The 20,070-nt window shown below is 72.5% G+C and carries 20 protein-coding genes; 6 read left to right on the top strand and 14 right to left on the bottom strand.

Annotated features, from left to right (window positions below; genetic code table 11):
• Positions 1-16: 16 nt before the first annotated feature.
• From OHO83_RS35135 to infC, 5 genes are all read right to left on the bottom strand, one after another.
• Positions 17-1,171, bottom strand: coding sequence for a sensor histidine kinase (locus OHO83_RS35135; protein ID WP_329436004.1), 1,155 nt, complete (start codon positions 1,169-1,171; stop codon positions 17-19).
• A 55-nt stretch (positions 1,172-1,226) separates the two neighbouring features.
• A complete protein-coding gene (locus OHO83_RS35130) occupies positions 1,227-2,069 on the bottom strand; it encodes a TrmH family RNA methyltransferase (protein WP_266668535.1) in 843 nt (280 codons plus the stop codon).
• Positions 2,070-2,241: 172 nt separating this feature from the next.
• Positions 2,242-2,625: a 50S ribosomal protein L20 gene (gene rplT, locus OHO83_RS35125; protein WP_266668537.1), complete on the bottom strand. Its 384-nt coding sequence runs from the start codon at positions 2,623-2,625 to the stop codon at positions 2,242-2,244.
• A gap of 96 nt (positions 2,626-2,721) precedes the next feature.
• Positions 2,722-2,916, bottom strand: coding sequence for a 50S ribosomal protein L35 (rpmI, locus tag OHO83_RS35120; RefSeq protein WP_100597076.1), 195 nt, complete (start codon positions 2,914-2,916; stop codon positions 2,722-2,724).
• Between the two features lie 116 nt (positions 2,917-3,032).
• Positions 3,033-3,758, bottom strand: coding sequence for a translation initiation factor IF-3 (infC, locus tag OHO83_RS35115; protein WP_266668540.1), 726 nt, complete (start codon positions 3,756-3,758; stop codon positions 3,033-3,035).
• A 349-nt stretch (positions 3,759-4,107) separates the two neighbouring features.
• On the opposite strand from infC, the gene OHO83_RS35110 reads away from it, so the two are divergent.
• Positions 4,108-4,479: a DUF1844 domain-containing protein gene (locus tag OHO83_RS35110; protein ID WP_266668542.1), complete on the top strand. Its 372-nt coding sequence runs from the start codon at positions 4,108-4,110 to the stop codon at positions 4,477-4,479.
• A 13-nt stretch (positions 4,480-4,492) separates the two neighbouring features.
• On the opposite strand, the gene OHO83_RS35105 is transcribed toward OHO83_RS35110, so the two are convergent.
• Positions 4,493-5,224 (bottom strand): SseB family protein, encoded by a 732-nt coding sequence (locus OHO83_RS35105; RefSeq protein ID WP_329436001.1) that lies wholly within the window; start codon positions 5,222-5,224, stop codon positions 4,493-4,495.
• A 95-nt stretch (positions 5,225-5,319) separates the two neighbouring features.
• On the opposite strand from OHO83_RS35105, the gene OHO83_RS35100 reads away from it, so the two are divergent.
• Positions 5,320-6,243, top strand: a complete 924-nt coding sequence (locus tag OHO83_RS35100; RefSeq protein WP_330280259.1) for a serine hydrolase — start codon at positions 5,320-5,322, stop codon at positions 6,241-6,243.
• An 11-nt stretch (positions 6,244-6,254) separates the two neighbouring features.
• On the opposite strand, the gene mycP is transcribed toward OHO83_RS35100, so the two are convergent.
• The gene (gene mycP / locus OHO83_RS35095; protein WP_266668548.1) at positions 6,255-7,424 is read right to left on the bottom strand and encodes a type VII secretion-associated serine protease mycosin; all 1,170 of its coding nucleotides are present in this window, start codon (positions 7,422-7,424) and stop codon (positions 6,255-6,257) included.
• Positions 7,421-8,776: a hypothetical protein gene (locus OHO83_RS35090; protein WP_330280258.1), complete on the bottom strand. Its 1,356-nt coding sequence runs from the start codon at positions 8,774-8,776 to the stop codon at positions 7,421-7,423. Before OHO83_RS35090 ends, mycP begins: the two co-directional genes overlap by 4 nt.
• Before the next feature lie 148 nt (positions 8,777-8,924).
• Here OHO83_RS35090 and OHO83_RS35085 point away from each other — a divergent pair, with 148 nt between their 5' ends.
• Positions 8,925-10,127: an amino acid deaminase/aldolase gene (locus OHO83_RS35085; RefSeq protein ID WP_266668552.1), complete on the top strand. Its 1,203-nt coding sequence runs from the start codon at positions 8,925-8,927 to the stop codon at positions 10,125-10,127.
• Between the two features lie 38 nt (positions 10,128-10,165).
• Here OHO83_RS35085 and OHO83_RS35080 read toward each other — a convergent pair whose 3' ends face one another.
• Genes OHO83_RS35080 through OHO83_RS35060 form a run of 5 tightly spaced genes read right to left on the bottom strand, consistent with a single transcriptional unit; the run spans position 10,166 to position 15,995 of the window.
• Positions 10,166-11,125: a DUF2510 domain-containing protein gene (locus OHO83_RS35080; protein WP_330280257.1), complete on the bottom strand. Its 960-nt coding sequence runs from the start codon at positions 11,123-11,125 to the stop codon at positions 10,166-10,168.
• A gap of 28 nt (positions 11,126-11,153) precedes the next feature.
• Complete coding sequence (locus OHO83_RS35075; RefSeq protein ID WP_266668554.1) at positions 11,154-12,443, bottom strand: haloacid dehalogenase-like hydrolase; 1,290 nt, start codon at positions 12,441-12,443, stop codon at positions 11,154-11,156.
• A gap of 33 nt (positions 12,444-12,476) precedes the next feature.
• Positions 12,477-13,256, bottom strand: a complete 780-nt coding sequence (locus tag OHO83_RS35070; protein WP_266668556.1) for a 3-oxoacyl-ACP reductase — start codon at positions 13,254-13,256, stop codon at positions 12,477-12,479.
• Entirely contained in the window at positions 13,253-14,617 is a 1,365-nt protein-coding gene (locus tag OHO83_RS35065) for an aldehyde dehydrogenase family protein (RefSeq protein ID WP_266668558.1), read from the bottom strand. Before OHO83_RS35065 ends, OHO83_RS35070 begins: the two co-directional genes overlap by 4 nt.
• A gap of 1 nt (position 14,618) precedes the next feature.
• Positions 14,619-15,995 carry a glutamine synthetase family protein gene (locus OHO83_RS35060; protein WP_329435996.1) on the bottom strand — a complete coding sequence of 459 codons (1,377 nt, stop codon included), beginning with the start codon at positions 15,993-15,995 and terminating at the stop codon, positions 14,619-14,621.
• Between the two features lie 86 nt (positions 15,996-16,081).
• Between OHO83_RS35060 and OHO83_RS35055 the strand changes: the two genes are divergently transcribed.
• The 3 genes from OHO83_RS35055 to OHO83_RS35045 all read left to right on the top strand — a co-directional run bounded on the left by OHO83_RS35055 (position 16,082) and on the right by OHO83_RS35045 (position 19,086).
• Positions 16,082-16,807, top strand: a complete 726-nt coding sequence (locus OHO83_RS35055; protein ID WP_329435995.1) for a FadR/GntR family transcriptional regulator — start codon at positions 16,082-16,084, stop codon at positions 16,805-16,807.
• A gap of 111 nt (positions 16,808-16,918) precedes the next feature.
• The gene (gene eat / locus OHO83_RS35050) at positions 16,919-18,367 is read left to right on the top strand and encodes an ethanolamine permease (RefSeq protein ID WP_266668564.1); all 1,449 of its coding nucleotides are present in this window, start codon (positions 16,919-16,921) and stop codon (positions 18,365-18,367) included.
• Between the two features lie 26 nt (positions 18,368-18,393).
• Entirely contained in the window at positions 18,394-19,086 is a 693-nt protein-coding gene (locus tag OHO83_RS35045) for a gamma-glutamyl-gamma-aminobutyrate hydrolase family protein (RefSeq protein WP_266676210.1), read from the top strand.
• A 15-nt stretch (positions 19,087-19,101) separates the two neighbouring features.
• Here OHO83_RS35045 and OHO83_RS35040 read toward each other — a convergent pair whose 3' ends face one another.
• A complete protein-coding gene (locus OHO83_RS35040) occupies positions 19,102-20,043 on the bottom strand; it encodes a LysR family transcriptional regulator (RefSeq protein WP_266668566.1) in 942 nt (313 codons plus the stop codon).
• Positions 20,044-20,070: the final 27 nt, after the last annotated feature.

Here is a 20,070-nt window from a genome sequence, read left to right as displayed (position 1 = left end):
GCCCGTGGGGGCCCGCTCAGGCGTTCAGGTACGCCGGGGCCCCCACGGGCAACGTAAATCGGAACTGGGCGCCGCCGCCGGGCGCGCGGCCGACCGTGATGGTCCCGCCGTGGGCCTCGACGATGCCCTTGACGATGTACAGGCCGAGTCCGGTGCCACCGCGCTTGCTGCCCCGCCAGAAGCGGGTGAAGACGCGGTTCATGGACTCCTCCGGGATGCCGGGCCCCTCGTCGCTCACGGTGACCGACGTGCCGGCGCACTCCCGCTCGCGGGGTGATGCCGAGGGCATGACGTCGATGGTGACCGTTCCCTCGCCGTGGCGCACGGCATTTTCCAGGAGGTTGCTGAGCACCTGGTCGATCTTGTCCGGGTCGGCCCAGAGGTCGGGCAGGGGCTGTTCCACCCGGACGAGGAAGCGGTCGGCCGGCTGTCCCGAGGCGACGTGGGCCTGGATGTGGCGGGCCACGGCGGCGCCGATGTCGACGGGCTGGCGGCGCACCTCGAGGCGGCCGGAGTCGATGCGGGAGATGTCGAGGAGCTCGGCGATGAGCCGCGTGACGCGGTTCGCGTCGGCGTCGACGGTCTCCAGCATCAGCTTCTTCTGGTCGTCGGTGAACCGCTCCCACTTCGCGAGCAAGGTCGCGGTGAAGCCCTTCACCGACGTGAGCGGCGAGCGCAGCTCGTGCGCGACGGTCGCGATCAGCTCGGCGTGGCTGCGCTCGGTGCGGCGGCGGGCCTCGGTGTCACGGATGGAGACGACGACGCGGTGGACGGGGCCGGTGGGCGCGGTGCGCACGTAGCGCGCGGAGACGAGCACCTCACGGCCCCCGGGCAGCAGCAGATTGCGCTCGGGCTGGGCGAAGCGGGTGGCGAGGCCCCCGTACGGGTCGGTCAGCTGCCACCAGCGGCGGCCTTCGAGGTCCTCTAAGGGGAGCGCGCGCTCCAGGGGGTGACCGAGGGCGTCGGCGGCGGGCACTGCGGTGATGCGGACGGCCGCCGCGTTGAAGCAGATGACGTGCCCGGTCTCGTCGGCGACGACGAGTCCGTCGGGCAGGTCGTCCGGGTGGAGGCCGCTGTCGGCGAAGGTGGTGAGGTCGTCGGGGCCGCATCGGGGCGCGGGCCTGCGCAGGGTGTCCCGTGCCCCCGGTGCTCTGCTCGTGCCGACGCTCATATCCCCGTATCCCACCTCTCGGAAGGATGTTGTGGCTTCCGAGCTCGCCACACTACTAGCTGGGGGTGACGGAGCGGCACCCTCCGGGGGCTCGCTGTGCGCGCGCGGAGGCGTACAGGCAGACGGCGGCGGCCGTGGCGAGGTTCAGGCTCTCGGCCTTGCCGTGGATCGGGACCCGCACGACGGCGTCCGCGAGCTCGCGGGTCTCCTCGGGGAGCCCCCAGGCCTCGTTGCCGAAGATCCAGGCGGTGGGGGTGCCCATGGTGCCGCGGTCGAGCTCGGTGTCGAGGTCGTGCTCCCCCGCGCCGTCGGCGGCGAGGATGCGTACGCCCGCGTCCTTGAGCCCCTGTACGGCCCGCTCCACGGGCACGCCGACGGCGACCGGCAGGTGGAACAGCGAACCGACGGACGCCCGCACCGACTTGGGGTTGTACAGGTCGACGGACGCGTCGGTCAGGACGACGGCGTCGGCGCCCGCGGCGTCGGCGCAGCGCAGGACGGTGCCGGCGTTGCCGGGGTCGCGGACGTTGGCGAGGACCGCGACGAGCTGGGGCCGGGCGGCGAGGACGTCCTCGAACGGGGTGTCCAGGAAGCGGCAGACCCCGACGAGACCCTGCGGGGTGACGGTCGTCGAGATGTCGGCGATGACGTCCTCGTCGGCGAGGTGCACCCGGGCGCCGGCGTCGCGCGCCTCCGCGAGGATGTCGGCGTAGCGCTCGGCGGCGTCGAGGGTGGCGAACAGCTCGACGAGGGTGTCCGCGTGCCCGGCGGCCTCCCGCACGGCCTGCGGCCCCTCGGCCAGGAACAGCCGCTCCTTGCCCCGGAAGTTCCGCTTGGCAAGCCGCCGCGCGGCACTGACGCGGGACGACTTGGGGGAGATCAACTCGGGGCCGACCATGAACTCACCTTCGGGGGGCAGAAGTTGAACAGGGGCGGGGCGACGCGCCCCGAAGGGGGCGCGGGGAAGTGCGCGAACAACCCCCACCACCCCGCAGCCGACAACGGACGCACTCGGACCCGCAAGCCAAGTGGCTTGCGGGTCCGAGAAGCATCCGGCTGAAAGCGGAGCGTCACGCAGCCTTGGGCGCGTTCACGTCGGCCGGAAGGGCCTTCTGCGCGACCTCGACGAGCGCGGCGAACGCGTTCGCGTCGTTGACGGCCAGCTCGGCGAGGATCTTGCGGTCCACCTCGATGTTGGCGGCCTTCAGACCCTGGATGAGGCGGTTGTACGTCATGCCGTTCTGGCGGGCAGCGGCGTTGATGCGCTGGATCCACAGCTGACGGAAGTCGCCCTTGCGCTTCTTGCGGTCGTTGTAGTTGTAGACCAGGGAGTGGGTGACCTGCTCCTTGGCCTTGCGGTACAGGCGCGACCGCTGACCGCGGTAACCCTTGGCGGCCTCGAGGACTGCCCTGCGCTTCTTGTGGGCGTTCACTGCCCGCTTGACGCGTGCCACTTGTTGACTCCTTGTAGCGGGGCCGTGGTTGGACTCACACGACCCGAAAACGAATTGGTCCCGGTCCGAGCTCGGCGCGCTGATGCGCGCCCGAACTCACTTGCCGAGAAGCTTCTTGATCTTCTTGGCGTCGCCCGGGGCCAGCTCGACCGTGCCGGTGAGGCGGCGCGTCACGCGGGACGACTTGTGCTCGAGCAGGTGGCGCTTGCCGGCGCGCTCACGGAGCACCTTGCCGGAGCCGGTGATCTTGAAGCGCTTGCTGGCACCGCTGTGCGTCTTGTTCTTCGGCATAGCGCCGTTCTCTCCTCGTCAGTGGCGTTCCCTGCCGGTCCGGGGTGCGGACCGGCATACGGAACGTCCAGATGTATCGGTTGGCATCCGGTCCGTACGGGCTGTACGTGACCGGATCAGGCCTCGGCGGAAGCCTCGGCCGTGGCCTCGTCGGCAGGGGCTTCGTCGGTCGCCTCGGCCGGGGCCTCAGGCTCCGACTCGCCGGCGTCGTCGCTGGCCCGCTGCGTACGACCGTGCGTCGGCAGGGCCTTCTGCTCGGCCTTGCGGGCCTCCTGGGCCTCACGAGCCTCGGCCATGGCCTCGGTCTTCTTCTTGTGAGGACCCAGAACCATGATCATGTTGCGGCCGTCCTGCTTCGGGTTCGACTCGATGAACCCGAGGTCCTCGACGTCCGAAGCGAGACGCTGCAGCAGTCGGTAGCCGAGTTCCGGCCTGGACTGCTCGCGACCACGGAACATGATCGTGATCTTGACCTTGTCGCCCTGCTTGAGGAACCGGACGACATGACCCTTCTTGGTGTCATAGTCGTGCGGGTCGATCTTCGGCCGGAGCTTCATCTCCTTGATGACCGTGTGCGCCTGGTTCTTGCGCGCCTCACGGGCCTTCATGGCCGACTCGTACTTGAACTTCCCGTAGTCCATGAGCTTGCAGACAGGCGGACGGGCTGTCGCCGCCACCTCGACGAGGTCGAGGTCGTACTCCTGAGCGAGCTCAAGGGCCTTGGCAAGCGGAACAATCCCGACCTGCTCGCCGCTGGGACCGACAAGTCGCACTTCGGGAACGCGAATCCGGTCGTTGATGCGGGGCTCGGCGCTGATGGATCCTCCTCGGTAGCACCACACGACGGTCTGGCGGACCGCCGCGTAACGTCTGTTTCGTAGTACCAACCGCGCCGAAACACAAAAAATGCCCCGGACGGTACACAGGCGGGGCTCCAAGGACTACCGGAGCACCGACGCGTATGACCGCGGGGCGCACATCGGACGGCTCCATCGTCCGTACGGAACGATGGGGGCCATCTGACCGGTGACCCGCCGCCCTCGAGGGGCAGCAAGGTGGGAGATCGGAGCCTCCACTTGTGGGCCGGTCACTCAAGCCAGTGGCATGCGTGTCCGGCCGGTCGTTACACAAGGTTAGCAGCTCTCGGGGGGTGGGCCCAACCGGGTGCGCGGGCGGCATATCGTGGGGCACATGAATGACGCCACCCCCGCCGCCGAAAACGCCGAAGACACTGATTACGACGCCCTGACCCGGGACATCGCCGAGGTCCCCGCCGTCGAGGTGATCGTGACGGTCGCGGTCAACCTGATGAGCGCCGCCGCGGTGAAGCTCGGCCTCACCGAGGAGGGCGACGCCCACAAGGACCTCGACGAGGCCCGCAAGCTCGTGCACGCCCTCGCCGGTCTGCTCGACGCGAGCACGACCGAGATCAGCTCGTTCCACGCGGCGCCGCTGCGCGACGGTCTGAAGTCCCTGCAGCTGGCGTTCCGCGAGGCGTCCTTCGTGCCGGACGAGCCGGGCCAGGGCCCCGGCGAGAAGTACACGGGCCCGGTCTACGGCTGATCGTCCCGATCTTTCACACGCGTACGTAGAAGGGCTCGCCGGGTGGCGTGGTCCCGGCCGGCAGAAGTGCCAGGTCGAGACCCCGCACCAGGCGGGCCCTCAGTGTTTCGTCGGCGGCGATGCGCCCGGCGACGGCGCGGGCGGTCTCGGCGGGGTCGGCCGACGGGTCGAGGACGAGCGCGAGGATCCCGTCGGCGCTGCCCGGGCCCAGATGGGCGCGCCGGACGCCGGGCTCGGCGGCGACGGCGGCACGGATCGCCTCCGTGACGGCCGGGTCGGCGAGGGGGTCGGCGGTGGTGCGGCCCTCGTTCGCGGCGCGCAGGGCGGCGCCGCTGAGCTCGTACGCGACCGGGCCCGCGAGGTCGATGACGACGGTGTCGGCCTGTTCGTGCGCGGCGGCCTGGAGCGCCTGGTGCAGGGGTACGGCGACGGGGCGGGCCTCCGGGTCCCACAGCGCGAGGGCCGCGGTGGAGGTGAACGCGGGCAGGGCCTTGCGGTCGCCGGCCTTGAGGGTGGGCACGGCCATGTCGCTGGTCTTCTCGCGGCGCAGCCCGTTCTCGTCCTCCTCCACCTCGCCGAGTACGGCGACGACGGGGACGAGGAGCCGGGCTTCCTTGAGGGCCGCGAGGACCGGGCCGTGCGCGGTGCGGTCCTCGGCCCACGCGGCGAGGGCCGCGCTCAGCCGCGGGTCCGCGGAGCCGTCGTCGTCGGAGAAGCCGGGGTCGGGAATGTTCTTGTTCGCCACGTTCACCGACCCTACCGACCCGGCGGCGCGATCTTCTCAGCGGACCCAGAGCCTGGTCTCACGGTGCGCACAGGACGGGCGCCGAGCATCCGGGCATGCACCGGAACGGACTCGCGGCGTGGGCCGCCCTTCTCACGGGAACGCTCGTGGGGACCCTCATAGGCTGCTCGCCGGGCGGGGCGGGGGAGGCGGTTGCGGTCGCCGCCACCGCGTCGGCGCCCTCGTCCGGGGCGGCCTCCGCCTCCGCACCCGACGAGGAGGTCCCGGTGGACCGTGACGACGCGCTCGCCAAGGCGCTGAAGCCTCTGCTTCCGGACGGTGACGCGCGGGTCTCCGTGGCGGTGTCCGCACTGGACGGGGCGACGGACGGCGCCGTGTACGACGGCACGTCCGCGTTCGACACCGCGAGCATTGTCAAGGTCGACATCCTCGCGGCGCTGCTGCTGCGGGCGCAGGACGAGGGGCGGGCGCTGACCGCGCAGGAGCGCGCGTACGCGACGGCGATGATCGAGAACAGTGACAACGCGTCCGCGACAGCCCTGTGGCAGGCGATCGGCGGCGCGGACGGGCTCGACGCGGCGAACCTGACGCTGGGGCTGACCGGGACGAGGGCGGGCGCGGGCGGCGAATGGGGTCTGACGCGGACGACGGCGGAAGATCAACTGACGCTGCTGCGGGCCGTGTTCGGTACGGAAGGCACGGAGAGCGCGAAGAGCGCGGGCTCGGGGCTGAGCGCGGCGTCGCGCGCGTACGTCGCCGGGCTGATGGGGCGGATCGCGGCGGATCAGCGGTGGGGTGTGTCCGCGGCGGCCGACTCCGCGTCCGTGTGTGCGCTGAAGAACGGGTGGCTGCCCCGCAGCGCGACCGGGCTGTGGGACATCAACAGCGTCGGGCGGGTGTCCGTGGGCGGGCAGCGGTATCTGGTCTCGGTGCTCTCCGACGGCAATGCGACCAAGGAGGCGGGGGTGGCGCTGGTGGAGGGGGTCGCAAAGGCGGCTGTCTCCGTGCTCACCGGCTGAGGCTCGGCAGGTCAGCGGACCGTGCGACGCCCGCGCCACAGATAGACGGCGGCCGCGAGGAGTACGACGCCGAGGCCTCCCGCGACGGCGCCCACCCAGCCGGTCGAGCCGTCGGCGTCGGGGGCGTCGGGTCCCGTGCCGAAGAACTTCTCCGAGTACGTGGCCGAGCGCAGGCCCTCGGGCTTGAGGGAGTCGCCCTTGCGGATCGCGGCCGCCGGGTCGACGAAGCCGAAGCCGAGGGAGTCGTCGCGGCCGCCCGAGGGGGCGTCGCGGGCGGTGTCCTCGAGGAGCTGCTTGATCTGCGCGGGCGTGAGCCCGGGGTGGGCGGCGCGGACCAGCGCGACGGCGCCGGAGACGAACGCGGAGGCGGCGCTGGTGCCCCAGCCCGAGTAGTACGTGCGGTCGGGGTCGGCGATCGCGATGGCGTTGCCGGGGGCGCTGACGGTGGCGTACCAGCGGCGGGTGGAGAAGGGGGCGCGGTGGAGGTAGCGGTCGACTGCGGTGGCCGTGATCACTCCGGGGTACGCGGCCGGGTAGGAGACGTGGTCGCCCTTCTTGCCGCCGTTGCCCGCGGAGGCGACGACGACGGAGCCCTTCTTCAGGGCGTACTGGACGGCGGCGTCCTCGGTGGCTTCCGGGTGGGCGGTGGCGGAGTCGTCGCCGAGGGAGAGGTTGATGACGTCGGCGCCGTGGTCGGCGGCCCAGCGGATGCCGTCGGCGAGTGCGCTGCCCCGGCTGGAGCGGGCTTGTCTGCGGGCCGGGTCGCCGTCCTCCAGGATCACGCGGACGGGCAGGATCTTCGCCTGGGGGGCGATGCCGAGTACGCCGTCGTCGCCGCCGGGGCCGTGGCCGTGACCGGCGATGATCCCGGCCATGGCGGTGCCGTGCCGGGCCCAGGAGCGGTCGCCCCGCTTGGCTCCGAAGCCGACGAAGTCCTTGGCGGGCAGGACGTTGCCCTTGAGGTCGGGGTGGGTGTCGTCCACACCGGTGTCGAGGACGGCGACCGTGATGCCCTTGCCCTTGGTCGTGCGCCAGGCCTCCTCGGTGTGCATGGCGTCCAGGCCCCACTGCTGGGCGCGGATGGAGTCGGCGTGGGCGGTGGTCGACGGGAGCAGCGCGAGGGCCGCGGCGGCCGTGAGCGCGGTGGCGGCGTTGCGCCAGGCGGCGGCCGTGCGGGTCATGACGGCTCCTCGGTGGCCTTGGCGACGGCGGCGCGCAGGCTGCGTTCCACGCGGTCGGCGATGCCCTGTGCCTCGTAGCCGAGACCGGCCTGTGCGGGGGTCGTGGCGCTGCCGGATTTCATGGCCTCGGCGGCGGGCTGCGGGTCCGTGACGGTACGGGCGTCGGCGAAGCCGGAGACGGCGTAGGCGACGACAGGGGCGTCGGTGAGGACGGAGATGGTCCAGGAGGCGCGCTGGGCGTCGCCGAACCCTGCGGCGAGGGTGCCCTTGGCCGCGTACGGGTGGGGCATGAGGTCGTTCCTGCGGTCGAGACCGTCCTCGGTGAACCGGGTGCGCAACGCCTTCATGGCCTCGGTGTCCGCCTTGGTGAACAGCAGGCCGACGGTGGTGACATGGCTGCGGGTGGCGTCGGTGTAGGTGGCGCGCAGGAGGCGCACGCACCCGGCCGGCCCGAGCGCCCTCTGCAGCAGCGGGTCGAAGGCGTTCTCGCAGGTGCTGTCCGGGGCGACGGCGATGCGTGTCCAGGTGCGGTCGGCGCCGCCGGGGCCCGCTCCGTCGCCCTTGATGACGGGCGGGAACAGCCGGTCGACGGGGACGCTGTGCCAGAGGGTTCCGGCGGCGGCGTACGAGCTCGGCGAGCCGATGCTGCCGTCACCGTCCCCGGCCAGCCAACTCCCGGTCGCCGCACCGCCGATGAGGCCGAGTCCGAGCACGGCACACGCCGCGGCGGCCGCGACGCGGGGCCGTATCCGGGAGCCGATGGGGCGCAGGCGGGTGGTGCTGTCGTCGTACGAGGCGGGGCGGGCGAAGAACACGAAGGGGCGGCCGGCGCCGGGTTGCGGGGTGAGGTCGACGGCTCCGACCGGGCGCCTCCCGACGGGGGGCTCGCCCGGGACGCGCGGGGGCGCGGCGGGGCAGGGGACGGTGGCGTGCGGTTCGCCGGGGCCGCGCGGCGGGGTGGCGGGGCGGCGCGGGGCGGCTGCCGCGGGGGGTGTGGCGGGGCGGGGCGGGGGCGGGCCGTCGGCGCTCTGCGCGGCGGTGTCCCTGATCGGGCGCAGCCGGGTCGTGGTCTCCGTCGGGCGCTCGGGCGGCAGGGGGCCGGCCCCGGGGCGCGTGGCGGGCGCCGGCCGGTCGGACGCGGGTGCCGCGGGCGCGCCCGGCACGGGCGGGGTGTCCGGGAAGCGGGCCGAGGCCGGGGGCGGCGGAGGCGTGTGGTCCGGCGCCGGGGTGTGCGCGGGGCGCGGGGGTATCGACGCGTCCGGGCCGGCGGAGGCGTCGGCCGACTCGTCGCGCGGCGTGGGCGGCTGGGAGGGGCGCGGCGGGATCGGCGCGCGGCGCGCTTGCGTGCTCATGCCTCCCCGTTCCCGTCCCGTTCTCGTCCTGCGTGCGCGTCACTCTACGGGCTGACGCGGCTTCGCAGGGAACCCGGACCGCAGGTCAGGACGATCTGCCCGGATCCTCCCCCTACCCCGCGGTAATCGTGTCTGGCAGGCTTCGGCCATGACACCCCGCGCAGCCGACAGGGCCCGCTACGACCGGGCCACCGCTCATCTCGACGCCCCGCTCGCGATCGTCGATCTGGACGCGTTCGACGCCAACGCGGACGACCTGGTGAGGCGGGCGGGCGGAAAGCCGATCCGCGTCGCGAGCAAGTCGGTGCGCTGCCGGGCCCTCCTCGAACGGGTGCTGGCCAGGGACGGTTTCGCCGGGATCATGTCGTTCACGCTCGCGGAGTCCCTGTGGCTGGCGCGGTCCGGTTTCGAGGACGTGCTGCTCGCGTATCCGTCGGCGGACCGGGCCGCCTTCGCCGAGCTCGCGCACGACCCGAAGCTGGCGGCGGCGGTCACGGTGATGGTCGACGACCCGGCCCAGCTGCGGCTGATGGACGACGCGCGGGACGGCGGGCGCGAGGAGATCAGGGTCTGTCTGGAACTGGACACCTCGTGGCAGGTGCTCGGCGGCCGCGTGCGGGTCGGCGCCCGCCGCTCCCCGCTCCGCTCCCCCGCCCAAGTCGCCGACATGGCGCGCTCCGTGGCCCGGCGGCCGGGGTTCCGGCTCGTGGGTCTGATGGCGTACGAGGGGCATGTCGCGGGTGTCGGGGACGCGGTCGCGGGGCGGCCGGTGCGGTCGCGGGCGATCCGGCTGATGCAGGCGGCGGCCCGCAAGGAGCTCGCGGTCAGGCGGGCCGAAGTGGTGCGCGCGGTACGGACGGTGGCGCCGGACCTGGAGTTCGTGAACGGCGGCGGCACGGGCAGCGTGCAGCACACCGCGGCCGAGCGCGCGGTGACCGAGATCGCTGCGGGGTCTGGTCTCTATGTGCCGCGCCTGTTCGACAATTACACGTCGTTCACGGGCCGGCCCGCCGCCCTGTTCGCGCAGCCCGTGGTGCGCAGGCCGGGCGTCGGGGTCGTGACCGTGCTCGGCGGCGGCTATCCGGCGTCGGGCGCACCGGGAGCCGACCGGCTGCCGGTCCCGTATCTCCCGGAGGGCCTGCGCTACGACCCGCAGGAGGGCCCGGGCGAGGTGCAGACACCGCTCCTCGGGTCGCCCGCCGACGATCTGCTGATCGGCGACAAGGTGTGGTTCCGGCATGCGAAGGCCGGCGAGTTGTGCGAGCGGTTCGACGTGCTGCGCCTGGTGGAGGGCGACACGGTGACGGCGACCGTGCCGACGTACCGCGGCGAGGGCTACACGTTCCTCTGAGGACCCTGAGTACCTGAGTACCTGAGTGCCTGAGGACGCTAAGGCGTGTCGGTGGGGCCGATGCTGCTGCCCACGCCGCCGTCCGACCCGCTGTCTCCGACCGCCTTGATGCCCTTGACGATGCGGTCCATGTCGGAGAGCGGCGGCGCGTCCTTGCCGGCGTCGACGGTGATGCGGACGGTCACCAGGGACTCGGAGCCGACGCTGGAGGGGAAGACGACGGACTGGACGTAACCGCCGGGCCCCTTCCCGGTCTTCACCTTCCAGCGGACGAGGTAGCCGGCGCGTCCGGCGACTGCGATCTGGCGGGCGGCGATCCGCTGGTGCGACTCGATGCCGCCGAAGGGCTGCTGGTTGATGCCGTTCTTGTCGTACGAGGCGTTCGCGGCGTCCTTGATGTCCCGTTCGGCGATGACCTCGGGTGAGGTCTCGTCGGTCCCGGTGACGGTGCGGGAGACGACGGTGCCGTGCCGGCACAGCCCCGAGTCGCCCGGGCAGTCGTAGGTGCGCGGGGTGGTGATCAGCATGTCGTCGTCGACGACGTTCTCGGCCTTCTGCCAGCCGTCGAGGACGGGGAGCGTGATGCCGTTGAGCTGGTCGACGGCGGTGGACGCGTCCTCGGTGGGGGTGGGCTCGGCGCTGCTCGCGGTGGCGGTCGGGTCCTTGGGCGTCGGGGCGCTCGCGGTGGGTGCCGTGCGGGTGTGGGGGCCGTCGCCGCCGCGGCCGAGCAGCACGGCGCCGGTGGCGATGGAGGCGACGAGCACGATGCCGGCGGCGGCCAGGGCGACGGTCCTGGCGCGGCGGCCCGGTGCGGCGGGCGGGCGCTGCGGGCCCGCGGCCGGGAGCGGGGGCTCGACGGGCGGCCCGAAAGCCTGTGGCGCGGCCGGGGTGTTCTGCGGCTGCCGCCGGTGCTCGGTCCACGCGGCCCCGTCCCACCATCGCTCGGTGGGCGGGGCCGTGGGGTCCGGATACCAGCCGGGCGGGGGCGTCATGCTCATCCCGGCACTCTAAATTGCGCGGGGAAGGTCAGTACACCGCGTCCGCCCGGTCGGGCACGACGGAGCCGTCCGGGCGCAGGACCGGGCCGAAGCCGCCCTCGGGCTGGTTGTACGCGGCCGTGGAGCAGGGGTAGCTGCCGGACTTGCGCGGGAGCGGTTCGATGAACATGGGGTTCACGACCCAGCGCCCGTCGGCGTTGTCGTAGGCGCGGCACATCACCTCGTTCTTGTTGCGGTTGAGCACGAGGTGCGCGCCGGTGGCGTCGCCGACGAAGGTGACGTCGGTGTCGGCGTCACCGCCACCGAGGGCGATGCGCTTGCTCCGACGCTGCTTCTCCCAGGCCGACTTGCCCTTGACATGGAAGATGTCCTGGTTGATCCAGCAGCGCTTGCCGTCGATGTACGGGATGGCCTCGCCCTGGGTGCGTCCGACCCCGCCGCAGCCTTCGTTGTAGGTGGTGATGCGGCCCTTGCTGTCGAGGACGGAGCGGATGGCGATGGTGTGGGCACGGTCGATGCCGACGCCGCCCCGGCCGCCCGACCACACCTCGGTCACGGGCTCGGACCCGGCCGACACGATGTAGACGTCGAACCCGGCCTTCTGCAGCGTGCGGATGAGGTCGCGCTGCTGCTCGTAGTAGCGCACGTAGCCGGGGATGGTGTGCGTGCCGAGCGTCTGGGTCGAGCCGACGGGTGCGGCCAGGGCCTCGCGGCGGGCCTGGGCGGCGTACGACTCCAGTTCGGGGACGGTGTGTCCGGCGAACAGCTGCGGCACCCAGGCGTACTGGGGCACGGTGCGGCGGTGGTTCCACTCACCGGCGAAGGCGGCGGCGCCGCTCATGGTCCTGCCGGACTCGCGGATGTTGAAGATCTCGTCGGTGCAGTCGGTGTCGGTGGAGGTCGGCAGGGGCGCACCGACCGGTACGGCGGTGCCGCAGGCGGCGGTCAGTGCCTTGTCGGCGTCGTCGGTCAGCCACTTGCTGGTCTTCTTCCAGCTCGCGGGCCGCAGGATCTTGTCGTGCTTGAGCGACCAGGCGATCGTCGCGTCGGTGACGTCGTTCTTGGAAACGGTGTTGTCCCAGTCGAACGCGGCGACGGGCCGGGGCCCGTGGTGGCCGGAGCAGGTCCCGCGCTCGTCGATCATGCGCTGGAGCCTGGCCCGGTTCTGGCCGTACCAGGACAGCTTCTTCGAGAGCTGCGGGCAGGCCCGGTCGGTGGTGGGAGCGGACGTGGCGGCGGCCGCAGGAGAGACGAGAGCCGTGGCCACCAGGACGGTGACCACGGCTGAAGTCCACGCGGCAACATCTCTGTTACGCATGTCTGGGGACCGTACACCTACCGGGCGCGTCCCCTACAGAGGCGTGACGTACGCCCCCGAGATGCCGCCGTCGACGAGGAAGTCGGTGGCGTTCACGAACGAGGAGTCGTCGCTGGCGAGGAAGGCCACGGCGGCGGCGATCTCGTCGGCGTCCGCGAAGCGGCCGACCGGGATGTGCACGAGGCGTCGCGCGGCGCGCTCGGGATCCTTGGCGAACAGCTCCTGGAGGAGCGGGGTGTTGACCGGGCCCGGGCACAGGGCGTTGACCCTGATGCCCTCGCGGGCGAACTGCACGCCGAGCTCGCGCGACATGGCGAGGACGCCGCCCTTGGAGGCCGTGTACGAGATCTGGGAGGTCGCCGCACCCATCCGTGCCACGAACGAGGCGGTGTTGATGATGGAGCCCTTGCCCTGCTGCCGCATGTAGGGGATGGCGGCCTTGCAGCACAGGAAGACGGAGGTGAGGTTGACCTCCTGGACGCGCTTCCAGGCCTCCAGGCCCGTGTCCAGGATGGAGTCGTCGTCGGGGGGCGAGATCCCGGCGTTGTTGAAGGCGATGTCGACCGAGCCGTAGGTGTCGTACGCGGTCCTGAAGAGGGCCTCGACCTGTTCGGCGTCGGTGACGTCGACCTGGACGAAGGTGCCGCCGACCTCTTCGGCGGCCTTCTTGCCGGCGCTCTCGTCGATGTCGGCGCAGACCACGTTCGCGCCCTCGGAGGCGAGGCGGCGGGCGGTGGCGAGGCCGATGCCGCTGCCGGCTCCGGTGATGACGGCGGTGCGGCCGGTGAGGCGGCGGCAGATGTTCTCTGTCACTGTGCGGGACCCTCCGTGCTGATGAAGACGTTCTTGGTCTCGGTGAAGGCGGTGAGGGCGTCGGGGCCCAGTTCGCGGCCGACGCCGGACTGCTTGTAGCCGCCGAACGGGGTCGAGTAGCGGACGCTGGAGTGGGAGTTGACCGAGAGGTTCCCGGCGCGGACCGCCCCGGCGACGCGCAGGGCGCGCCCCACGTCACGGGTCCACAGGGACCCGGAGAGCCCGTACTCGGTGGCGTTGGCGAGCCGGACCGCGTCGGCCTCGTCGTCGAAGGGCAGGACGACGGCGACGGGCCCGAAGACCTCCTCGGAGGCGGCGGGCGCGTCGGGGGCGGTGTCGGTGAGGACGGTCGGCGGGAACCAGAATCCGGCGCCCTCGGGGGCGCTGCCCCGCACTGCGGCCGCTGACCCGTCGACGTACGAACGGACGCGTTCCAGCTGGGACTTGGAGATGAGCGGGCCCATCTGGGTCTTCTCGTCGGCGGGGTCGCCGACGACGACGGACTCGATCGCGGGCGCGAGCAGCCCGAGGAACCGGTCGTACACGGACCGCTGGACGAGGATGCGGGTGCGGGCGCAGCAGTCCTGGCCGGCGTTGTCGAGGAACGACATGGGGGTCGCCGCGGCGGCCGCCTCGATGTCGGCGTCGGCGAACACGATGTTCGGGCTCTTGCCGCCGAGTTCCAGGGTCACGCGCTTCACCTGGCCGGCGCACTCGGCCATGATGTGTTTGCCGACGCGGGTGGAGCCGGTGAACACGATCTTGGCGACGCCGGGGTGCTCCACGAGGGCGGCTCCCGCCACGTCTCCCGCGCCGGGAAGGACCTGGAAGAGGTACTCGGGAAGGCCTGCTTCCAGGGCGAGTTCGGCGAGGCGGAGCGCGGTGAGCGGGGTCGTCTCGGCGGGCTTGAGGATCACCGCGTTCCCGGCGGCGAGCGCCGGGGCCGTGCCCCACGCGGCGATCGGCATGGGGAAGTTCCAGGGCGCGATGACACCGACGACGCCGAGGGGTTCGAGGATCGTGATGTCGAGGCCGCCGGCGACGGGGATCTGGCGGCCGGTGAGCCGCTCCACTCCCCCGGCCGCGTAGTCGAGCAGGTCGCGGACGTTGCCGGCCTCCCAGCGGGCGTTGCCGATGGTGTGTCCGGCCTCGCGGACCTCCAGGCGGGCGAGTTCCTCGACGTGCTCGTCGACGACGGCGGCGAAGCGGCGCAGGAGGCGGGCCCGGTCGGCGGGGGCCGCGGCCGCCCAGCCGCGCTGCGCCCGGTGGGCGCGCAGCACCGCGGCGTCGACCTGGTCGCGGGAGGTCCCGTGGATCGTGGCGATGACTTCTTCGGTCGCCGGGTTGAGGATGTCGTGCACGCTAGAGCCTTTCGAACGACCTGCGGAGTTCCCAGTCGGTGACGGCGGCGTCGAACGCGTCCAGTTCGACCCGCGCCATGTTGCGGTAGTGCGCGACGACCTCGTCGCCGAACGCGGCCTTGGCGATGGGGCTGTTCTCCCACAGCTCGGCTGCCTCGCGCAGCGTCGTGGGAACGTGCTCGTACTCGCCGGTGTAGGCGTTTCCGGTGCACTCCTCGGGCAGTTCGAGCTTCTGCTCGATGCCGTACAGGCCGGCGGCCACGAGTCCGGCGACCGCGAGGTGGGGGTTCACGTCGCCGCCGGGCAGGCGGTTCTCGAAGCGCATCGAGCGGCCGTGGCCGACGACGCGGAGCGCGCAGGTGCGGTTGTCGTAGCCCCACGCGGCCGCGGTCGGCGCGAAGGAGCCCGGCTGGAAGCGCTTGTACGAGTTGATGTTGGGCGCGTAGAGCAGTGAGAAGTCGCGCAGCGCGGCGAGCTGGCCCGCGAGGAAGTGCCGCATCACCGGTGACATCCCGCCGGGGTCGTCCGCGGTGCCCGCCATGACGTTGGTGCCGGGCTCGTCGATCGACTGGAGCGAGAGGTGGATGTGACAGGAGTTGCCCTCGCGCTCGTTGAACTTGGCCATGAAGGTGAGCGAGACACCCTCCTGGGCCGCGATCTCCTTGGCGCCGGTCTTGTAGATGGCGTGCTGGTCGCAGGTGACGAGGGCCTCGTCGTAGCGGAACACGATCTCGTGCTGGCCCGGGTTGCACTCGCCCTTGGCGGACTCGACGACGAGGCCGGCCGCGGCCATGTCGTTGCGGATACGGCGCAGGAGCGGCTCGATGCGTCCGGTGCCGAGGACCGAGTAGTCGACGTTGTACTGGTTGGCCGGGGTCAGGTTCTTGTAGCCCGCGTCCCAGGCCTGCTCGTAGGTGTCCTTGAAGACGATGAACTCGAGCTCCGTGCCGACGTGGGCGGAGTAGCCGAGTTCGGCGAGCCGGTCGAGCTGGCGGCGCAGGATCTGCCGGGGTGCGGCCACGACGGGCGAGGCGTCGTTCCACGCCAGGTCCGCGATGAGCATCGCGGTGCCGTCGTTCCAGGGGACGCGGCGCAGGGTGGAGAGGTCGGCGTGCATGGCGAAGTCGCCGTAGCCGCGGTCCCAGGAGGACATCTCGTATCCGTCGACCGTGTTCATCTCGGTGTCGACGGCGAGGAGGTAGTTGCAGCCCTCCGTGCCGTGGGCGAGGACCTCGTCGAGGAAGAAGCGGGCGGCGAACCGCTTGCCCTGGAGCCGCCCTTGCATATCGGGGAAGGCCAGGACGACAGTGTCGATCTCTCCACTCTCGACGAGGGACGTGAGCTCCTCGACGCCGAGCGGGGGTGTGCGGTCTGCCACGGGAAGGCCTCCTTCGGGCTTCTTCGGTCAGCCGGAAGCCATAAGGTATTGCGGAGAACCATTGCTTGGGAAGGGGGTACGGCCATATGTCGCACACGGATGGCGACGACCGGCTCACGCCGGTGCTGCGGCCCGTGCGGGCGGGCAACGGATTCGAGGAGGCCCTGGAGCAGATCCTCCAGGTCGTCCGCCTCGGCCTGGTGCCGGGGGGCGAACGCCTGCCCTCCGAGCGGGAGTTGGCGGACCGGCTCGGCATCAGCAGGGTGACCCTGCGGGAGGTCCTGAAGGTGCTCCAGGACCAGGGCCTGGTCGAGTCGCGGCGCGGGCGCTACGGCGGCACGTTCGTGGTGGCGCGCACGGACGCGCCCAGTGAGGACGAGCTGCGCCGCCGCCTCAAGGACGTGGACGTCGAGGACGCGCTGCGCTTCCGGGAGGTCCTGGAGGTCGGCGCGGCCGGCCTGTGCGCCGCCCACGGCCTCACGGACGAACAGGCGGCGCGGCTGCGCGACGCCCTCGCGCGCACCCACGACGCACCCCTCGCCGACTACCGCCGGCTCGACACGCTGCTGCATCTCACGCTCGCCGAGCTGTGCGGGTCGCCCTCGCTCACGGCGCAGTACGCGGCGGTGCGCGCGAAGGTGAACGACCTCCTCGACTGCATCCCGCTGTTGGTACGGAACCTGGAGCATTCTCAGCGCCAGCACACGGCGCTGGTGGAGGCGGTGCTCGACGGGGACGCGGACGGGGCGCGGGAGATGATGCGCGAGCACTGCGCCGGCACCGCCGCTCTCCTGCGGGGCTTCCTGACCTGAGCCCGTGAGGGACCGGCGCGTGACGCAGGGGTCTTGATTTCTTCGTATGCTCCCCGCAAAGGTATGGATCCACTCCATTGAGCATCCACCGTACGACGGGGAGCCCGTGCCATGACCTTGGACACCCAGAACACCCGCCCCACCGGTGACACGGGGGACGACTATCTGGAACGCAGAACGCTGCGCCGCGGCAGCGCGGGCTGGCTGCTCCTGACCGGGCTCGGCGTCGCGTACGTCGTCTCCGGCGACTACTCGGGCTGGAACTTCGGCCTGGCGCAGGGCGGCTTCGGCGGCCTCGGGATCGCGATGGCCCTGATGGGCGTCATGTACGCGTGCATGGTGTTCTCGCTGGCCGAGCTGTCCTCGGTGCTGCCCACCGCGGGCGGCGGCTACGGCTTCGCGCGCCGCGCCCTCGGCCCCTGGGGCGGCTTCCTCACCGGCACGGCCATCCTCATCGAGTACGTCCTCGCGCCGGCCGCCATCTCCATCTTCATCGGCGACTACGTCGAGTCGCTCGGCCTGTTCGGCCTGACCTCCGGCTGGCCGGTCTACCTGGCCTGCTTCCTCGTCTTCATCGGCATCCACCTGTGGGGCGTGGGAGAGGCGCTGCGCTTCAGCTTCGTCGTCACCGGCATCGCGGTCGCGGCGCTGCTCGTCTTCGCGGTCGCCGCGTTCACCGACTTCGACGCGTCGAGGCTCAACGACATCCCCGTGGACACGGGCGCGTTCGGCGCCAACTCCTGGCTCCCCATGGGCCTGTTGGGGATCTGGGCGGCGTTCCCGTTCGGCATGTGGTTCTTCCTGGGCGTGGAGGGCGTGCCGCTCGCGGCCGAGGAGACCAAGGACCCGGCGCGCACCCTGCCCCGCGCCATCCGCTGGTCCATGGCGATCCTCGTGGTCCTCGCCGTCCTGACGTTCCTCGCCTCGTCGGGGGCGCGCGGCTCGGCCGCCGTCCAGGGGGCGGGCAACCCGCTCGTCGAGGCGCTCCAGCCCGGCGGCAGGGCGACCGCGCTGAGCCGCATCGTGAACTACGCGGGGCTCGCGGGCCTGGTCGCGTCGTTCTTCTCCCTCATCTACGCGGGCTCGCGCCAGCTCTTCGCGCTCTCCCGCGCGGGCTACCTCCCCCGCTTCCTGTCGCTCACCAGCCGGCGCAAGGCGCCCTACCTCGGCCTGCTCGTGCCGGGCGCGATCGGCTTCGCGCTGGCGGCCGCCACGGGGGACGGTGCCCGCATGCTGAACGTCGCGGTGTTCGGCGCGACGATCTCGTACGCTCTGATGTCCCTGTCGCACATCGTGCTGCGGCGCCGGGAACCGGGCCTCGAGCGGCCGTACCGCACTCCGGGCGGCGTGCTCACGTCCTCCGTGGCGCTGGTCCTCGCGTGCGCGGCGCTGGTCGCCACGTTCCTGGTGGACGTGACGGCGGCGCTGATCGCGCTCGGGGTGTACGCGGTGGCGGTCGGGTACTTCGGGGCCTACAGCCGCAGGCATCTGGTGGCGCGGGCCCCCGAGGAGGAGTTCGCGGCGCTCGCGGCGGCAGAGGCCGAACTGGAACGGGACTGACCATGGCGAGGGAGCACAGGCACATGATGGGCAGGCCGCTGATCGGGGTCAGCACCTACTTGGAGGCGAAGGCGAGCTGGGGCGTGTGGGAGTTGCCCGCCGCGCTGCTGCCCGCCGGGTACCCGCGGCTCGTGCAGTCAGCGGGCGGCCTCGCCGCGATGGTGCCGCCGGACGACCCCACGTACGCGCCCTCGGTGGTCGCCCGGCTCGACGGGCTCGTCGTCGCGGGCGGCCCCGACGTGGAACCGGGCCGGTACGGCGCCGCGCGCGAGGAGCGCACCGGGCCGCCCGCGGCCGAGCGGGACGCGTGGGAACTCGCCCTGATCCGCGCCGCGTTGGCGTCCGGCAAACCGCTGCTCGGCATCTGCCGGGGCATGCAGCTCCTGAACGTGGCCCTCGGCGGCACGCTCACCCAGCACATCGAGGGGCACGTCAAGGACATCGGCGTCTTCGGGACGCACGCGGTGACGCCCGTGCCGGGGACGCGGTACGGCGAGCTGGTGCCCGAGGAGTCGGACGTGCCGACGTACCACCATCAGGCGGTCGACCGGCTCGGCCGGGGTCTGGTCGCGTCGGCCCACGCGGCGGACGGCACGGTCGAGGCGGTCGAACTCCAGGGCCTCGCCTGGGTACTGGGCGTGCAGTGGCACCCCGAGATGGGCGAGGACGCGCGCGTCATGGGCGGCCTGATCCGCGCGGCGGCGCGGGGCGGCTCCTGACGTCACGGGCAGCGCTCAGGCCGGCCCGCGCGTGAGAGCGAGCAGCTCCCTGGCCGGCCCCACCGGCCGGTGCCCGGTCGGCCAGACCGCGCGCAGGTCCCGGCGCAGCCGGACGCCTTCGAGCGGGATCTCGACGAGCCTGCGGGCGGCGAGTTCTTCGCCGACGGCGAGCTCGCTGAGGACGGAAGGGCCCGCGCCGCTCACCGCCGCAGCCTTGACCGCGGTCGTCGACGACAGCTCGATGAGGGGGCGCGCCAGGCCGCCGAGCGCGGCGTCGAGGACCTGCCGGGTGCCCGAGCCGCGCTCGCGCAGGATGAGCGGGGTCGCCGCCAGCTCGTCGGCCGACAGCGGCTTCCTGCGCCGGGCCCAGGGGTGTCCGGGGGCGGTGACCACGATGAGCCGGTCGTGGGCGATGACCGTGGCGTCCAGGCCCGCGGGCACCGCGAGGCCCTCGACGAAGCCGAGGTCCGCGTCGCCGGACAGGAGGCGCTCCGCGACCGCCGCCGAGTTGCCCGCGTGGAGCGACACCGCCGTGTCGGGGCGCTCCGCGCGCAGCGCGAGCAGCCAGTTCGGCAGCAGGTACTCGGCGATCGTCATGCTCGCGGCGACCCGCAGCCGCGAGTCACGGCGGTCGCGCAGCGCCTGTGCCCCGGCGTCGAACGCCGCCGCCGCCTCGACGATCCGCCGCGCCCAGTCCGTGACGAGCGCGCCCGCGTCGGTGAGCCGTGAGCCGCGGGGCGACCGGTCGACCAGGGCCACCCCTAGCTGGCGTTCCATGGAGCGGATGCGGCTGCTGGCGGCGGGCTGCGTGATGCCCGTCTCGCGGGCTGCGCGGCCCAGGCTGCCGAGCCGCGCCACGGCGAGCAGGAGTTCCAGCGCGCCGAGGTCCGGGACCCGGTGGGCGAGCCCCGCCCCCGTCGCAGAACCGTCCGCCGCACCCGCCGTATCGCCGCTCATAAATCCAGCTTATGCCCTCATAGAGGC

The organism is Streptomyces sp. NBC_00569 (assembly GCF_036345255.1).
Classification (GTDB): domain Bacteria; phylum Actinomycetota; class Actinomycetes; order Streptomycetales; family Streptomycetaceae; genus Streptomyces.
This window is presented reverse-complemented; position numbering and strand designations above follow the sequence as displayed.

What these genes read in the sequence shown, in the direction of transcription:
- OHO83_RS35075 (WP_266668554.1), bottom strand. Translation starts at nt 12,443, where the DNA reads ATGCGTAACAGAGATGTTGCCGCGTGGACTTCAGCCGTGGTCACCGTC.
- OHO83_RS35085 (WP_266668552.1), top strand. Translation starts at nt 8,925, where the DNA reads ATGACACCCCGCGCAGCCGACAGGGCCCGCTACGACCGGGCCACCGCT.
- OHO83_RS35080 (WP_330280257.1), bottom strand. Translation starts at nt 11,125, where the DNA reads ATGAGCATGACGCCCCCGCCCGGCTGGTATCCGGACCCCACGGCCCCG.
- OHO83_RS35040 (WP_266668566.1), bottom strand. Translation starts at nt 20,043, where the DNA reads ATGAGCGGCGATACGGCGGGTGCGGCGGACGGTTCTGCGACGGGGGCG.
- mycP (WP_266668548.1), bottom strand. Translation starts at nt 7,424, where the DNA reads ATGACCCGCACGGCCGCCGCCTGGCGCAACGCCGCCACCGCGCTCACG.
- OHO83_RS35130 (WP_266668535.1), bottom strand. Translation starts at nt 2,069, where the DNA reads ATGGTCGGCCCCGAGTTGATCTCCCCCAAGTCGTCCCGCGTCAGTGCC.
- OHO83_RS35100 (WP_330280259.1), top strand. Translation starts at nt 5,320, where the DNA reads ATGCACCGGAACGGACTCGCGGCGTGGGCCGCCCTTCTCACGGGAACG.
- OHO83_RS35110 (WP_266668542.1), top strand. Translation starts at nt 4,108, where the DNA reads ATGAATGACGCCACCCCCGCCGCCGAAAACGCCGAAGACACTGATTAC.
- OHO83_RS35090 (WP_330280258.1), bottom strand. Translation starts at nt 8,776, where the DNA reads ATGAGCACGCAAGCGCGCCGCGCGCCGATCCCGCCGCGCCCCTCCCAG.
- rpmI (WP_100597076.1), bottom strand. Translation starts at nt 2,916, where the DNA reads ATGCCGAAGAACAAGACGCACAGCGGTGCCAGCAAGCGCTTCAAGATC.
- OHO83_RS35045 (WP_266676210.1), top strand. Translation starts at nt 18,394, where the DNA reads ATGGGCAGGCCGCTGATCGGGGTCAGCACCTACTTGGAGGCGAAGGCG.
- OHO83_RS35135 (WP_329436004.1), bottom strand. Translation starts at nt 1,171, where the DNA reads ATGAGCGTCGGCACGAGCAGAGCACCGGGGGCACGGGACACCCTGCGC.
- OHO83_RS35055 (WP_329435995.1), top strand. Translation starts at nt 16,082, where the DNA reads ATGTCGCACACGGATGGCGACGACCGGCTCACGCCGGTGCTGCGGCCC.
- eat (WP_266668564.1), top strand. Translation starts at nt 16,919, where the DNA reads ATGACCTTGGACACCCAGAACACCCGCCCCACCGGTGACACGGGGGAC.